Origin of the sequence: Streptomyces sp. NPDC059003 (assembly GCF_042740445.1) — a bacterium.
GTDB lineage: Bacteria > Actinomycetota > Actinomycetes > Streptomycetales > Streptomycetaceae > Streptomyces.
In genome coordinates this window covers 24,278-39,524 of sequence record NZ_JBHYJH010000002.1, presented here as the reverse complement: position 1 = coordinate 39,524, position 15,247 = coordinate 24,278, and the positions used below count along the sequence as shown (strand labels likewise).

The 15,247-nt window shown below is 72.9% G+C and carries 11 protein-coding genes; 6 read left to right on the top strand and 5 right to left on the bottom strand.

From position 1 onward, the window contains the following. Positions 1-34 precede the first annotated feature (34 nt). Genes ACFWZ5_RS01450 through ACFWZ5_RS01440 form a run of 3 tightly spaced genes read left to right on the top strand, consistent with a single transcriptional unit; the run spans position 35 to position 8,945 of the window. The gene (locus tag ACFWZ5_RS01450) at positions 35-7,303 is read left to right on the top strand and encodes an amino acid adenylation domain-containing protein (protein WP_384787371.1); all 7,269 of its coding nucleotides are present in this window, start codon (positions 35-37) and stop codon (positions 7,301-7,303) included. Between the two features lie 5 nt (positions 7,304-7,308). Next, complete coding sequence (locus ACFWZ5_RS01445) at positions 7,309-7,521, top strand: MbtH family protein (RefSeq protein WP_384787374.1); 213 nt, start codon at positions 7,309-7,311, stop codon at positions 7,519-7,521. Positions 7,522-7,577: 56 nt separating this feature from the next. Further along, a complete protein-coding gene (locus ACFWZ5_RS01440) occupies positions 7,578-8,945 on the top strand; it encodes a DHA2 family efflux MFS transporter permease subunit (RefSeq protein WP_384787623.1) in 1,368 nt (455 codons plus the stop codon). On the opposite strand, the gene ACFWZ5_RS01435 is transcribed toward ACFWZ5_RS01440, so the two are convergent. Continuing rightward, the gene (locus tag ACFWZ5_RS01435; protein WP_384787377.1) at positions 8,942-10,120 is read right to left on the bottom strand and encodes a trypsin-like serine peptidase; all 1,179 of its coding nucleotides are present in this window, start codon (positions 10,118-10,120) and stop codon (positions 8,942-8,944) included. The genes ACFWZ5_RS01440 and ACFWZ5_RS01435 overlap by 4 nt on opposite strands. Before the next feature lie 333 nt (positions 10,121-10,453). Between ACFWZ5_RS01435 and ACFWZ5_RS01430 the strand changes: the two genes are divergently transcribed. Next, positions 10,454-10,687 (top strand): hypothetical protein, encoded by a 234-nt coding sequence (locus tag ACFWZ5_RS01430; protein WP_384787380.1) that lies wholly within the window; start codon positions 10,454-10,456, stop codon positions 10,685-10,687. 191 nt (positions 10,688-10,878) lie between these two features. Here ACFWZ5_RS01430 and ACFWZ5_RS01425 read toward each other — a convergent pair whose 3' ends face one another. Next, entirely contained in the window at positions 10,879-11,607 is a 729-nt protein-coding gene (locus tag ACFWZ5_RS01425; protein WP_384787383.1) for an SDR family oxidoreductase, read from the bottom strand. 75 nt (positions 11,608-11,682) lie between these two features. On the opposite strand from ACFWZ5_RS01425, the gene ACFWZ5_RS01420 reads away from it, so the two are divergent. Beyond that, positions 11,683-12,060: a MerR family transcriptional regulator gene (locus ACFWZ5_RS01420; RefSeq protein WP_384787386.1), complete on the top strand. Its 378-nt coding sequence runs from the start codon at positions 11,683-11,685 to the stop codon at positions 12,058-12,060. A 143-nt stretch (positions 12,061-12,203) separates the two neighbouring features. Here ACFWZ5_RS01420 and ACFWZ5_RS01415 read toward each other — a convergent pair whose 3' ends face one another. Both ACFWZ5_RS01415 and ACFWZ5_RS01410 read right to left on the bottom strand, forming a co-directional pair. Then, positions 12,204-12,809 (bottom strand): dihydrofolate reductase family protein, encoded by a 606-nt coding sequence (locus ACFWZ5_RS01415; protein ID WP_384787389.1) that lies wholly within the window; start codon positions 12,807-12,809, stop codon positions 12,204-12,206. A gap of 335 nt (positions 12,810-13,144) precedes the next feature. Then, complete coding sequence (locus tag ACFWZ5_RS01410) at positions 13,145-13,873, bottom strand: ArsR/SmtB family transcription factor (protein ID WP_384787391.1); 729 nt, start codon at positions 13,871-13,873, stop codon at positions 13,145-13,147. 56 nt (positions 13,874-13,929) lie between these two features. Between ACFWZ5_RS01410 and ACFWZ5_RS01405 the strand changes: the two genes are divergently transcribed. After that, positions 13,930-14,625 carry a flavin reductase family protein gene (locus tag ACFWZ5_RS01405; protein WP_384787394.1) on the top strand — a complete coding sequence of 232 codons (696 nt, stop codon included), beginning with the start codon at positions 13,930-13,932 and terminating at the stop codon, positions 14,623-14,625. A 214-nt stretch (positions 14,626-14,839) separates the two neighbouring features. Here the strand turns inward: ACFWZ5_RS01405 and ACFWZ5_RS01400 are convergent, their stop codons facing one another. Further along, entirely contained in the window at positions 14,840-15,190 is a 351-nt protein-coding gene (locus ACFWZ5_RS01400) for a hypothetical protein (protein WP_384787397.1), read from the bottom strand. Positions 15,191-15,247: the final 57 nt, after the last annotated feature.

Sequence of the window (15,247 nt, the reverse complement as noted above, 5' to 3'; positions counted from 1 at the left end):
ACCGGTGCGCCCTCATCCTCTAGGAGTTCTACGCATGCAGCAGCGTCCGGACGCGTTCCCCCTGCTGGCCTCGCAGGCCGGCATCCACTACGCACAGCAGCTGGACCCCGGCACCACCGCCTTCCACACCGCCGACGTGACGGAGATTCACGGGCTGGTGGACGAGGCGCGGTTCGAGCGCGCCGTCCGGCAGACCGTGGCCGAGGCCGACACGCTCCGCCTGCGCGTGACCGAAGCGGACGGGGAACCGCGGCAGCTGGTGGCGCAGGAGCCGCCCGTACGCGTGCACCGGCTCGACCTGCGCACGGCGGACCGGCCCGAAGACGCGGCCGACACCTGGATCAGGGCGGACCTGGCGCGCCCCGCCGACCTCGACAGCGCCGAGGGCCTGATGACCCAGGCGCTCATCCGCGTCGCCGACGACCGCTTCTGGTGGTACCAGCGCGTCCACCACATCGCCGTCGACGCCTACGCCCTCCAGCTGATCGGCCAGCGCGTCGCCGAGCTGTACACCGCCTTCACCGCCGACCCCGCGGGGCCCGCACCCGAGTGCCGCTTCGCGTCCCTGCGCGAACTCGTCGACGACGAGGCCCAGTACGCGGCGAGCCCGCAGTACCTGACCGACTGGGGCTTCTGGGCCGACCGGATGGCGCACGCGCCGGCCCCCGTCACCCTGGCCACCCGGCCCGCCGACGGCAGCGGCCCGGCACCGCGCCGGACAACGGCCGACCTGCCGCACGTGGACCGCCTCACCACGGCCGCCGCCGCGGCCAAGGCCACCTGGGCCGAGCTCCTCGTGGCCGCCGTGGCCGCGTATCTGCACCGCGTCACCGGCGCCCCGGAGGTGGTGCTCGGCCTGCCCGTGACCAACCGCCGCGGCCCCGCTGCGCTGCGCACGCCCGCGATGACCGTCAACGTCCTGCCGCTGCGCCTCGCCGTACGCCCCGACGACACCCTGGCGGAACTGCTGCGCAAGGTGGTGCTCGAAGTCCGCGCCGTCCGCCGCCACCAGCGCTACCCCCAGGCGGACCTCCGCCGCGACCTCGGCCTGAGCTCCGTGACCGCGCCCCTCACCGGCCCCATGGTGAACATCAAGCCCTTCGACGGCGGCACGCTCGACTTCGCCGGGCTCGTCGGCACCGTACGCAACGTGGCGGCCGGTCCCGTCGAGGACCTGGCGATCGGCGCCCTGCCCGACCGGGACGGCGGCCTCACCCTCACACTGGACGCCGCCGCCGACCGCTACGACGCGGAGGAACTCGCCCGCCACCGCACGGCGTTCCGGCACCTGCTCGGCGCGCTGACCGACCAGCTCATCGCCGACCCGCACCGCCCGCTCGCCGCCCTCGACCTGCTCGACGCGGACGAGGTGCGCCGGGTCACGGCGGGCCGCACCGAGGCGCCGGGCCCGACGACGCTGCCCGAGGCGTTCGCCGCGCAGGCCGCCCGCACCCCGGACCGCGTCGCCGTGCGCTGCGGCACGAGCGCGCTCACCTTCGCGGAACTGGACGCGGCCGCCAACCGGCTCTCCCACGAACTGGCCGCCCGCGGCGTCACCCCCGACACGGCGGTCGCCCTCGCCCTGCCGCGCGGCACCGACATGCTGGTCGCCCTGCTCGCCGTCCTCAAGGCGGGCGGCACCTGCCAGCCCCTCGACCTCGGCCACCCCGCCGCCCGCACCCGGGCCGTCCTGGACGACGCCCGCCCCGCCTGCGTCCTCGGCACCACCGAGACCCTCGCCGCCCTGCCCGCCCACGGCCTGCCCGAACTGCCCCTCGACGCACCCGAGATCCGGGCCGCGCTCACCGGAAGACCCGCCCACGGCCCGGCGGCCACGCCGGCACCCGCCGACGCCGCCTACGTCATCCACACCTCCGGCTCCACCGGCCGCCCCAAGGGCGTCGTCGTCACCCACGCCTCGCTCGCCAACCTCCTGGCGAGCCACGGCGGCGACCACATCGCACCGGCCGTCGCCCGCACCGGGCGCGAGCGCCTGCGCGTCGCCCACAGCGCCTCGTTCGCCTTCGACGCGGCCTGGGACCCGGTCCTGTGGATGGTCCACGGCCACGAGCTGCACCTGCTCGACGACGCGACCTACCGCGACCCCGCCGCCCTGACCGCGTACGTCGACACCCACCGCGTCGACTACCTCGACGTCACGCCCTCGTACGCGGAGGCGCTGCTCGCCGAAGGCCTGCTCGACGACGGCCGCCACATCCCTGCCGTCCTCGTCGTCGGCGGCGAGAGCGTGCCCGAACCCCTGTGGCAGCGGCTCTGCGCCGTCGAGGGCCTGCACCCGCTCAACCTGTACGGGCCGACCGAGACCACCGTCGACGCCTACTACTGGACCGGCGCCGCCTCCGAGGGGCGGCCCGTGCGCGCCAGCCGGGCCTACGTCCTCGACTCCAGCCTGCGCCCGGCGCCCGACGGCGTGGCGGGCGAGCTGTACGTGGCGGGCGCCTGCCTCGCGCGCGGCTACCTCGGACGCCCCGACCTGACCGCCGAGCGGTTCGTCGCCGACCCCTTCGGCGCGCTGCACGGCGAACCGGGCGGCCGGATGTACCGCACCGGCGACCTGGTGCGCCGCCGCGACGACGGCACCCTCACCTTCCTGGGGCGCACCGACGACCAGGTGAAGATCCGCGGGTTCCGCATCGAACTCGGCGAGATCCAGGCCGTCCTGTCCGCCCACCCCGCGGTCGCCCAGGCCGCCGTGATCGCCCGCGACGGCGCCGCCGGCAAGCGGCTCCTGGCCTACGCGGTGCCGCGCCCGGGCGCCGGAGCCGACTCCGGTACCGCTGATGTCGACCCCGGCGCGCTCCGCGACCACCTGGCGGCCGCCCTGCCCGCACACATGGTGCCCGCGACCGTGACCCTGCTCGCCGCGCTGCCCCGCACCGCCAACGACAAGCTCGACCACCGCGCCCTGCCCGAGCCCGAACCGGCCCCGAGGGACGGGGCGACGGTCACCGAAGACACGTACGCCGACGACCCGTACACCGAGACCGTCCGGGACCTCTTCGCCGAACTGCTCGGCCCGGACATCGCCGTCGCGCCCGGCGCCGGGTTCTTCGACCTGGGCGGCCACTCGCTGCTCGCGGCCCGGCTCGCCGCCCGCATCCGGGAGGCCTTCGACGCCGACGTCTCCCTCGCCGACGTCTTCCGCCACCCCACCCCGGCCGCCCTCGCGGACCTGGTCCGCTCCCAGAAGCCCGCCCCCGTACAGGCGATCCCCCTCACTCCCGTCCCCCGCACCGACGACCTGCCGCTGTCACCGGCCCAGCAGCGCCTCTGGTTCCTCCACCGTCTGGAGGGACCGAGCCCGACGTACAACATCCCCCTGGTCCTCACCCTCGAAGGACCCGTCGACCACGACGCCCTGACCCGCGCCCTGCACGACCTGACGGCCCGCCACGAGACGCTCAGAACCGTCTACCCCACCGCCGCCGACGCCCCCGACGAGCCGCCGCGCCAGCGCATCCTGGACCGCGCCGACCCGGCGGCCCACCCCGTCCTGCACCTCGCCGCACCCGGCGACGACCTCGGCGGCGCCGTCCGGCACTGCTTCGACCTCGCCGCCGAACCCCCGCTGCGCGCCACCCTGTTCAGCACCGGACCCGAGCGGCACACCCTCCTGCTGCTCCTGCACCACATCGCGGGCGACGGCGCCTCCACGACCCCGCTCGCCCGCGACCTCGCCACCGCCTACACCGCACGCCTCGCGGGCCGGGAGCCCGGCTTCGCACCGCTGCCCGCGCAGTACGCCGACCACGCCGCCCGGCAGCGGCTCCTGCTCGGCACCCCGCACGCGCCAACCCCGCTCGCCGAGGCCCAGCTCGCCTACTGGAAGCGGACCCTGGCGGGCCTGCCCGACCAGCTGGAACTCCCCACCGACCGGCCGCGCCCGGCCGTCGCGTCCCACCGGGGCGACACCGTCCCCTTCACGCTCGACCAGGCCGCGCACGCCGCGCTGACCCGGCTCGCCCGCACGACCGGGACCAGCGTCTTCATGACCGTGCAGGCGGGCCTGGCCGCGCTGCTCACCCGGCACGGCTGCGGCACCGACATCCCGCTCGGCACCCCCGTCGCGGGCCGCGACGACGACGCCACCGCCGACCTCGTAGGCTTCTTCACCAACACCGTCGTCCTGCGCACCGACACCTCCGGCGACCCCACCTTCACCGAACTCCTCCGCCGCGTGCGCACCGGCACCCTCGGCGCGTACGAACACGACGCCCTGCCCTTCGACCACCTCGTCGAAGCGCTCAACCCGGCCCGCTCCCTCGCCCGCCACCCCCTGTTCCAGACCATGCTGGCCTGGCAGTCGGTGCCCGACACCACCTTCGCCCTCGGCCCCGACACCCGCGCCCGGCTCGACGCCGTGCCGTCCGGCACCGCCAAGTTCGACCTGACCCTCAACGCCGGTGAACTGCCCGGCGGCGGCATCGGCGGCTTCCTGGAGTTCCGCACCGACCTGTTCGACCGCGCCACCGCCCAGGCGCTCGCCGACCGCCTCGCCCGGCTGCTCACCGCGGCCGCCGAGGCGCCCGAAACCCCGCTCGGGCTCCTTCCGCTGCTCAGCGCCGACGAGCTGCGCCACGCCGTGGTGGACGGCAACGCCCAGGCCCTGCCCGGCGGGCAGGCGGCGCCGGTCACCCTCGCCGACCGCTACCAGGACGCCGCCCGCCGCTACCCGGACCGCGTCGCCGTCAGCCACGACGGCGACCGGCTCACCTACGCCGAGCTCTCCGCCCGCGCGCACCGCCTGGCCCGCCTCCTCGCCGCCCGCTCCATCGGACCCGGCTCCATCGTGGCCCTGGCCCTGCCCCGCTCGCTCGACCTGGTCACCGGCCTGCTCGCGGTGTCCCTCTCCGGCGCCGCGTACCTGCCGCTCGACCCGGACTACCCGCACGAGCGGCTCGCGTACATGCTCGACGACGCCCGCCCCGCCGCCGTCATCACCGACACGGCCACCGCGCCGCGCCTGCCCGCCCACGACCTGCCGCTGATCACCGTCGACGGCGGGGCGTCCGACGCCCACGACGACGCGCCGCTGCGCCAGGAGGACCGCACCAGGCCGCTGGCCCCCGAGGATCCGGCGTACGTCATCTACACCTCCGGCTCCACCGGCCGGCCCAAGGGCGTCGTGGTCTCCCACCACAACGTCACCCGGCTCCTCACCGCCACCGACCACTGGTTCGGCTTCGGACCCGACGACGCCTGGACGCTGTTCCACTCCTACGCCTTCGACTTCTCCGTGTGGGAGCTGTGGGGCGCGCTCCTGTACGGCGGCAAGGTCGTCGTCGTACCGCACCTCACCAGCCGCGACCCGGGCGCCTTCCTGCGCCTGCTCGCCGAGGAGCGCGTCACCGTCCTCAACCAGACGCCGTCGGCGTTCTACCAGCTCGCCGCCGCCGACCGCGACGAGCCGGGCCACGAACTCGCCCTGCGCTACGTCGTGTTCGGCGGCGAGGCCCTGGAGCTCGGCCGCCTCGACGACTGGTACGCGCGCCGCGCCGACGACGCGCCGGTCCTGGTCAACATGTACGGCATCACCGAGACCACCGTCCACGTCACCTACTTCCCGCTCGACCGCGCCACCGCCGCGGGCGCGACCTCGTCCACCATCGGCGTCAACATCCCCGACCTGCGGGTGTACGTCCTCGACGAGCGCCTCAAGCCGGTGCCGCCCGGCGTGACCGGCGAGATGTACGTCGCCGGTGAGGGCGTGGCCCTCGGCTACCTGGGCCGCCCCGACCTGACGGCGACCCGCTTCGTCGCCGACCCCTACGCGGGCCTCTTCGGCGAGCGCGGCACCCGCATGTACCGCTCCGGAGACCTGGCGCGCCGCCGCGCCGACGGCACCCTCGAATACTTCGGGCGCGCCGACCAGCAGGTGAAGATCCGCGGGTTCCGCATCGAACTCGGCGAGATCGAGGCGGTCCTTGCCGCACACCCCGACGTCGCCGACGCGGCGGTCGTCGTCCGCGAGGACACGCCCGGAGACAAGCGGCTGGTGGGGTATGCGGTGCGGTCTCCGCGGACGCTCAGGACGGACGGGGAGGCGGAGGCGGCTGTGGGTGCGGACCCGGACGCCGCCGCGCAGCTGCGCGAGTACGCCGCCCAGCACCTGCCCGTGCACATGGTCCCCTCGGCCGTGGTGCTCCTCGACCGGCTGCCGCTGACCAGCAACGGCAAGCTCGACCGCAAGGCGTTGCCCGCCCCCGGCCGCCCCGGCGCGAACGGCGGCGGACGCGCCCCGCGCACCCCGCGTGAGGAACAGCTGTGCGCGCTCTTCGCCGACGTACTCGGCCTGGACCGCGTCGGCGTCGAGGACAACTTCTTCGACCTCGGCGGGCACTCGCTGCTCGCCGTGCGCCTCGCCACCCGCGTCAAGGCGGCGTTCGGCGCGGAGGTCTCCATCGGCACCGTCTTCCAGTCGCCCACCGTGGCCGCCCTCGACGCGGTCCTCGACGCCGAACGGCAGGACGACGACCCGCTCGACGTCCTCCTCCCGCTGCGCCCCGCCCGCGACGGCGACCGCGCCCCGCTGCACTGCGTCCACCCCGCGGGCGGCCTCAGCTGGTGCTACGCGGGCCTCATCCGGCACATCCCCGCCGACGTACCGGTCTACGGACTCCAGGCGCAGGGCGTCGGCCGGGCCACCGCCGCCCACCCGCTGCCCGCCACCTTGGAGGAGCTGGCCGCGCACTACGCGTCCCGCGTCCGCGAGGTCCAGCCCACCGGCCCGTACCGGCTGCTCGGCTGGTCCACCGGCGGCATCATCGCCCACGCCGTCGCGACACACCTCCAGGCCGAGGGCCAGGAGGTCGAGCTCCTCGCGATCCTCGACGCCTACCCGGCCGAAGGCTTCCGCGACCTGCCCGTACCGGACCACGCCGAAGCGCTGGAATCCCTTCTGACGATGGGCGGTTACGGCCCCGACAGCCTGGACGGCAAGCCGCTCACCACGCAGAACGTGGTCGACGTCCTGCACCGCGAAGGCAGCCCGCTGGCCGCCCTGCCCACCGCCACCATCGAGGCCCTCGCCGCGATCTACCTCAACACCAACGACCTCGTACGCGCCTACGACCACCGCGTCTTCCAGGGCGACGTGCTCTTCTTCCGGGCAACCGTCGACACCATCGACGACACCCTGACCCCCGACACCTGGACCCCCTATGTGAGCGGGAGCGTCGACAACACGAACGTCGCCTGCTCCCACAAGGACATGACCCTGCCCGAGCCGATCGCGCACATCGCCCGCGTGGTCGCCGACCGACTGACCCAGCTGGAGAAGTGACCCCAGTGACACCGACGCCCGTGACCGGCGGCGCCCCCGCCCATCCCTTCGACGCGGACGGCATCTTCGTCGTCCTCGTCAACGACCAGGGGCAGCACTCCCTGTGGCCGCTGTTCGCCGACGTACCCGAGGGCTGGACGGTCACGTACGGCCCCTGCCCGCGCCAGGACGCGCTGGAGTGGCTCACCGCCCGTGACGCAGGGGCGCCGGCCCAGTGACCTCGCCCCGTCCGGTGTCTCCCAAAGTCGCCGTCGTGGTCGTCTACGTGGCCGCGATGTGCATGAACGGCCTGGACTCCACGATCGTCAACCCGGCCCTGTTCACCATCGCCGAGGACTTCGGCAGGCCCGTCTCGGCGGCCAACACCGTCGAGACGGCCTTCCTGGTCGCCCTGGCCCTGACGCTGCCCGTCGCGGGCTGGCTCGGCGACCGCTACGGCACCAAGCGCGTGTTCCTCGGCGCGCTGACCGTCTTCACGGCGGCGTCGGCGGCGTGCGGCCTGGCGCAGCACTTGCCGGAGCTGGTCGCGGCACGCGCGGTGCAGGGCCTGGCGGGCGGACTGCTCACCCCCGTGGGCATGACGCTCCTCTTCCGGACGTTCGCCCCGCACGAGCGGATGAAGCTGTCCAAGGTCCTGATCGTCCCCACGGCCCTGATGCCCGCGCTCGGCCCCCCGCTCGGCGGCCTGCTGACCGAACACCTCTCCTGGCACTGGCTGTTCTTCGTCAACGTCCCCGTGGGCGCGGCCGCCGTCCTGCTCGGCCTGTTCGGCCTGCGCGAGCAGGTCGAGGGCGCCCAGGGCCCCTTCGACCGCACCGGCTTCTGGCTCACGACCCCCGCGCTCGGCCTGCTGACCTACGCGCTCGGCTACGGCCCCTCCCATGGCTGGACCCGACCGGCCGTCGCCGCGAGCGCCCTGCTCGGTACGGCCCTGCTCGCCGCCGCGATCGTCCATCTGCGGCGAGCCGAGGAACCCCTCCTGCGCCTGCGCCTGTTCACCGACCGCGCCTACGCGACGGGGTCCGTCCTCGCCGCGCTGACCGCGGCGGGCCTGATGGGCGTGCTCTTCGTCTTCCCGCTGCTCTACCAGGCGGCCCTCGGTGCCTCGGCCCTGGACGCCGGGCTGAGCGTCTTCCCCGAAGCGCTCGGCCTGATGCTCGCCTCCCAGGCCGTGGACCGGCTCCTGCCGCGCCTCGGCCCGCGCCGCCTGACCGTGCCCGCGCTGCTGCTGGCCGCCGTGGTCTTCGGCCTGCTCGCCGCGCCGGGCGTCGCCGACCACACCTGGGCCGTACGGGCCCTGATGTTCCTGGTCGGCCTGGTCCTCGGCACCGCCGTCCTCACCGTCCAGCTGGCCGGATTCGCGTCCATCGCCCCGCCGGACATGGGCCAGGCCATGGGCCTCTTCCAGATCATCCGCACGCTCGGGGGAGCGGCCGGCATCGCGGTGTGCGCGGCCGTGATCGGGGGCGGCGGGCACGGCGGCGAGGCCGGGCCCTACCGGGCGGCGGTGGGGGGGACGGCCGCTCTGGTGGCGGTGGCGGCGGTGGTGGCACTGCGGCTCACGGCCGCACTGCCACAGCCGCCCCAGCCGCCGCCGACGGTCGACGAGGCACCGACTGAGGACGTACCCGTACGGGCCTAGGGACGATTGTCGATCAGGTCCTGGATCTGCGGATAGATCAGGTCGGCCCGCGTGCCCACGTTGTTCGGGCAGGAGCCGCCCCAGTGCAGGGCGATCACCTTGTGCGAGGACGTGGCCACCACCGGGGAACCGGAGTTGCCGCCGGACGTGTCGCAGGAGTAGCCCACGTCCTCGCTGCCGAGCTGCGGGTTCCGCACCCCGCAGTAGGCCCCGCCGTCCCGCTCCTCGAAGAGCGATATCCGCTTCGGCCGGGTGTCGCCGTGGCCGATGACGTAGGCCTGCTCGTTGAGGACCGGCGCGCGCGTCTCCATGAACAGCGTGCCGAACTGGCTGATCTGGTCGAAGTTGTCCACGTTGAAGAGCGTGAAGTCCAGGCTCGGCGAGGTGCGCAGGAGGCGGTTCGCGCCGACCTTGGTGCCGGGGCGCGGGTCGTTGCCGCCGCAGGTGGCGCAGTCGTAGTCGAACTGCACCTCAATGGCGTCGAGTTCGGCCTGCGTCTTGACGCAGTGGTTGTTGGACAGCATGTGGTTGCCCCGGCCCACGCGCCAGGCCGTGCACCAGCCGCCGCCGTTCTTCAGCATGCGGGCCACACCGCGCGACGCGGCGTACTGCGCGGGATGGCTGGTCTTGTAGCAGACCGCGTCCCGGCGCCCGTCGGCGCCGCACACGCTGCGCGCGCCCGGGTTCTTGGCGTCGATCTCGGCCTGGGTGAAACCGCGCCAGTAGCGGTCGATCGCGACACGGGAGTCCCGTCCCTTGCGGGTGTGCAGGGTGACCACGGCGGTGTCACCGTCCACGGACATCGCGGCGAAGCCGGTGCGGCCGTGCCGGGTGAAGCTCGCGTCCCCGCGTGCGGCGCCGCCCCGGGTGGGATCGCCGTGGTACGTGTGCACCTCGCGTCCGGCCGGGTCGGACACCGTCAGAGAGTCACCGGCCGCGAGGGCGAGCCGCGCGAAGTGCACCTTGACGTACTGCGCTCCGGGGTGCCGTATCACGCGCCGGACCGGGCTGCCGGGGGAGCCGAGCCGCAGGTCGACCGCCTTCTCCTCGCCGACGGTCGGAATCGGAGCGGGCTCGGCGGCGGGCGGGGCGGCCTCACCCGCCGTCGTCGGCACGGCGGGCACCAGAGCGGCCGAGGCCGCCAGAGCACTGGCCACGATGAGGTGCTTCAACACGGTACCTCCCGAATGACGTGAGCATGACAACGCATGTCTGACCGTCGAGCACGCATGGGACCACTGCTCAGAGGGCGGACGCTGAGTCAGAGTTTCCCCGCACCTGAGCGGACGTCAACTAATGCTTCAGGCCAACCTGGCTCTCTTTGAGGCTCCGACCTGGCCGTTCGGCGGGGCGGGGCTCCTGCCTGCGAAGGCGGGCCTCCCGCTTCCGCCTGGGGGCTTCCAGGAGTTCCCGTGGAGGGGGGCACTCGATGTGCACGCGTCACTGGATCGGCAGCCTTCTAACATTCCGTTGATCACGACGAGCCCTGGCCGCAGAATGGACATGACATGACCGATACTTCCTCCTCAGGTTTCCTGCGCATCGTCCTGCGTGCCGACTCCTTCGCCACGTCCTCGGTCGGGACGATCACGCTGATCGCGGTCCTGCTCGCACTCGTCTTCACCGACACCGTCGCGGGCATCGTCGCCGCGATCGTTCTCTTCGCCGCTTGGGTCGCTGTCGGCTGGACAGGCCGCAGGCATCAGCGGCTCGGCGGGAGGAACCGGACCTCTGAAGACTGATGATGTTCATCATCTGTCACCCTGTTGATCGCGACGCGCTGGTCCCTATGGCGTCGCCGAGACCTGGCCCGCGCCCGCGACTGTCACTGCCGCCGACGCGAGCCACACCATGAAGGTCCACGGCTGCGGACGGAGTACCGACTGACCGTCCTCGGAAGCAACCGGCTGAAGCCAGCGCGGCCCGAGGGTCCTCAGGCCGCCGTCAGCGCCGCCAGGGCACGGTCCATCGCGGCGTTGAACTCTTCCGGCGCCAGCGGCAGCCGGGACTTGACGTCCCGGCTCCACTGGTCGGCGAGGACCTCGCCCAAGCCTGCCTCGACACCGTCGAGCGCCGCGTCGGCCAGGTCCGACGGGGCGAGCTTGGCCACGGGCCAGCCCGCAGCCATGTCGGTGTCGGCCAGGCCGAGGTGCACCGCTGTCACGAGCGTGCCCTGCCCGGCGAGCTCCAGGCGGACGCCGTTGGTCATGGCCCAGGCCGCGGCCTTGGTCAGGTGGTAGGCATTGGCGCCCTTGCCCCCGAACCACGACATGGCGGACAGGACATTGACGATCGCGCCGCCGCCGTTCCCGGCGAGCGTCGGCGCGAACTCCCGGATCATTCCCAGGTGGCCGAACACGTTGGTCTCCAGCTCGTGCCGCACCGCGTCCAGCGAACCGGTCACCAGGTCGGTCCCCGTCTGGATCCCCGCGTTGTTGATGAGCAGCGAGACGTCCGGGGCAGCCTTGGCGGCGGCCCTGACGGATGCGGGATCGGCGATGTCCAGGGGCAGCACCTCGGCCCCGGGCAGGTCCACGCTCTCCGGCCGGCGGGCCGTCGCGTAGACCTTGCGGGCACCCCGTGCGAGCAGGCGCTGGGCGAAGGCGCGGCCCAGGCCGCGGTTGGCTCCGGTGACAAGGGCAACTGAGTGGTTGATGTCCATGCCCGGTACGCTAAAAGCTGACGTTGGCGTCAGAGGCAAGTGCCGGTCGTCAGGGCCGGGGGGAGAAGGATCACCATGACCGTCACCGAGGCCGCGGCCGAGCGGCTGATCCGCATCGGCGAGGTGGCACGGGGCGCCGGTGTCTCCGTACGCGCCGTGCGCTACTACGAGCAGCAGGGGCTGCTCATCGCGGAGCGCAGCCCATCCGGCCAGCGCCTCTACCGGCAGGACGCCATTGCCCTGGTCCGCTTCTTCCAGCAGATGTTCGCCGCCGGCCTGACCAGCCGGAGGATTGCCGAACTCCTGCCGTGCTGGGACTCCGGCCACACCGACGCCGAGCAACGAGCCATGCTGCGCGCCGAGCGCGACCGTATCCAGGCCAAGGTCGACGACCTGCAGGCCGCCCTGGACCGCCTCGACGAGGTCATCGCGATCACGGACACGCACCCGTAGGCGCCGGCGAGGCGCCCGAGGGCTTCCAGGTCGGCGGCCGTGTGGTGGTGGGAGGCGGCATGGACGCCCCAGCCCCGCTCGGCGAGCCCGTCGGCCAGGACCATCCAGTTCAGGCCCATCCGGGACCGGCGGACGGCGCGACGTCAGGCAGGGGCGCCGAGCGGCGGGTGCTCGAGCACGCGGGGCTTGTACTCGACGAGCTGGATGCGGCCGTCGAAGGTGCGGTGCTCGATCATCTCGAGGGCGACGTCCGGATAGCCGTCGTAGATGCGTTCTTCGCCCGTGGCCCCGGTGATCACCGGGAACATCACGACCCGGAAGCGGTCGACGAGCCCGGCTCGCAGCAGGGACCGGCACAGGCTGAGGCTGCCGATCGTGCTGAGGAGCCCCGAGCCACTCGACTTCATGGCGCGGACCGCCTCGACGGCGTCGTCGCGGACGAGCGTGCAGTTGGCCCAGGTCAGTGGCTCCTCGAGCGAGGAGGAGAACACCACCTTGGACGCTTGCGTGAGCTCGTCGACGGACGCCTCTTCTTCGGGCCTGAACTCGGCTTGGCCACCGGGGACCTCGCCTGCGGCGAAGCCCGACATCAGACGGTAGGTGTTCGCTCCCATCAGGTAGGTGACCTCGGGCTGCTCGCCGAGCCATGCGAGGTACTCCGGGCCCTCGAGGCCCCAGAACCCGGGCCAGCCCTCTCCCGACGCGTAGCCGTCGAGGGAGGTGATGAAGTCGACGAGAAGCTCCGACATGGCGGTGTCCTTTCCTGGGTGTCACGAGCTTGGACCGGCCGGGAGCCCCAAACTCATCGGCCGCGCTGTGGAGTGCGGGAGATCGCCGAGAGCGGCGGCAGCGAGCCGAGCTGCTTGATCCATGGCGCCGGGCCGCCCCTGGGGAGCACCGGGCCGGAGCCGCGAGACCCTCTCGCGTACGGATTCCCCCCACGCCTTCTACTCCGACGCCGCCGACAAGGCCCGCCGCGAGCTGTCGCCGAGCGAGCAGGCCGCCGTCGAGTCCGTGCTGGGTAGTAACTCGGCCCTGGAGTCCCAGCCCAGAACCCAGCCGCACTCCGGTCTCTCAGAACTGCTCATTTCTGCGAAAGGAGTTCATCGGACAAAGCGAGATGGCGGCGGAGTGCCTGTCGGCCGAGGGGCGTGACTGCGACGGCGCGCGTGGTGCCGACGGGAGCGATCCAGCCTGTGTCGAACGCGTGACGGCACAGGGCGGCACCGACGGCGCCAGCCAGGTGGGTGCGGCGTTCGGTCCAGTCCAGGCAGGACCGTACCGACGGTCGGCGTGTGCCGGTCGGGATGGTGATGCCGAGCTCTTCGAGCCAGGTCGCTCCGGTGCTGGTGAGTCCGAGTCCGTGCTCCAGGTTCAGCAGCCCTCGTTCGAGCATCGCATCGGTGATGGCGACCCCGACGGTCCCGGCGAGGTGGTCGTAGCAGGTGCGGGCGTGCGCGAGGGCCTTTCGGCGGCCGGCCGCCGAAAGGGAGCGGGGTGCAGGGGTGCGCTCGGGTGCGATCGCGGCGAGGTTCTCGATCACCTCGGCCACGTGCGGACCGGCCAGACGCACATAGCGGTGGCGTCCCTGCCGTTCCTCGGCCAGCAGGTTTCCGCGGACGAGCGCATGCAAGTGCTCAGTCGCGGTCGAGGGCGCCACCCCCGCACGACGCGCCAATTCCGTCGCTGTCCAAGCCCGGCCGTCGAGGAGGGCCAGACAGAAACCCGCCCGCGTACCATCGGCCAGAAGCTTCGCCACGGTAGCCAGGTCAGGACCGGCCGCATGGGCGCGCTGCATGTTCATACCGTCCATTGTCCCCTGAGGCACTTCGGTCCCGGCCGAAGTAAACGGACCGCAGGCTTCTCCCCATGAACACGGCACCTTCCAGCACCCAGCCCGCACAGACAGTCGCCACCCACCTGGAGATCGAGCCGAGCATCCTGTACTTCGGGACGCCAGTGGTGCTCCTGTCGACAGAGAACCAGGACGGCTCGTTCAACCTTGCCCCGATATCCTCCGCATGGGCCCTCGGGAAGACGGTTGTGATCGGACTGGGCCGTGAGGGACAGACCGCGTACAACCTCGGCAGCCGCCCGGACCTGGTCATCAGCCTGCCTGCCCCCGCCCAGTGGCCGGCCGTGGAGCGTCTTGCGCCTCTGACCGGCCGGAATCCAGTGCCCTCCAGCAAGCCCAAGGGCTGCCGCTTCGAGCCGGACAAGTTCGCCGCCGCGGGCATGACCGGCGAGCCCTCCCATCTGGTCCGGCCGCCTCGCGCCGCCGGATGCCCGATCCAATGCGAGGCCCGTGCCGAGCGGGTGCAGCCGGACGCCTCCGGGGAGTTCGTCATCGTCGAGGCCGTCGTGTGCAAGGTGCACGCCGACTCCCGCATCGTCGTTCCGGGCACCGACCACATCGACCCCGCCGCCTGGAGCCCCCTCATTTACAACTTCCGCCACTACTTCGGACTCGGCCCGGAACTCGGCCACTCCTACCGCACCCAGACACCCCGCCACTTCGAGGGGTCTGCCGCGGAGCCCGCACTCACCGACATGGCGCCCAACTGAGATCACGCGGCCTCGCCGAAGCTGGCGGCAGCAGGTCCCTGGCCGCGCAGCGGGGTGAAGGCGACGTCCAGCCCTCCTCCAACAACTGCCGGACGATCTCTACGATGTCCAGGGCGCACACTCATCGGGAGCCAACCGAAGCCGGCCTCGCCTGCTGCGAACTCGCGCACCCAGGCGCCGCCTCAGCACCCGACCGCCTCAGTGTCCGGGCCGTTCAGCTGACAGCTTGGTTCAGCACCCAGACCACCCACAGGAGCGCCGCCACCGGCAGCACCACGGCCACTGTGCCGAGCGTGATGCCCATCCGTGCCCGGAAGGCATCGACGTCCCTGCGGCCCTGCACCCGGTGCAGCACAACCAGGCCGGAGACGACCGCACCGATCCCCGCGGGCGCGATGCAGATCCACGGAGAGAAGCGGATCCACAACGGCCCCGGTAGCTGCACCAGCAGCGGGAACACGACCATGGCGAGGGCGGCCGCACCCAGCACCAGCGACGCTGTACCCCGCACCTGCGGCCGCGTCGCCCTCTGTGCTCCCGGCCCGGCCATCTGCTCAACATTCATGCCCGCAGGCTAGGCAGCCGATCCCGCGTACCGCCTGGGTACGCGTACCTAGATCCT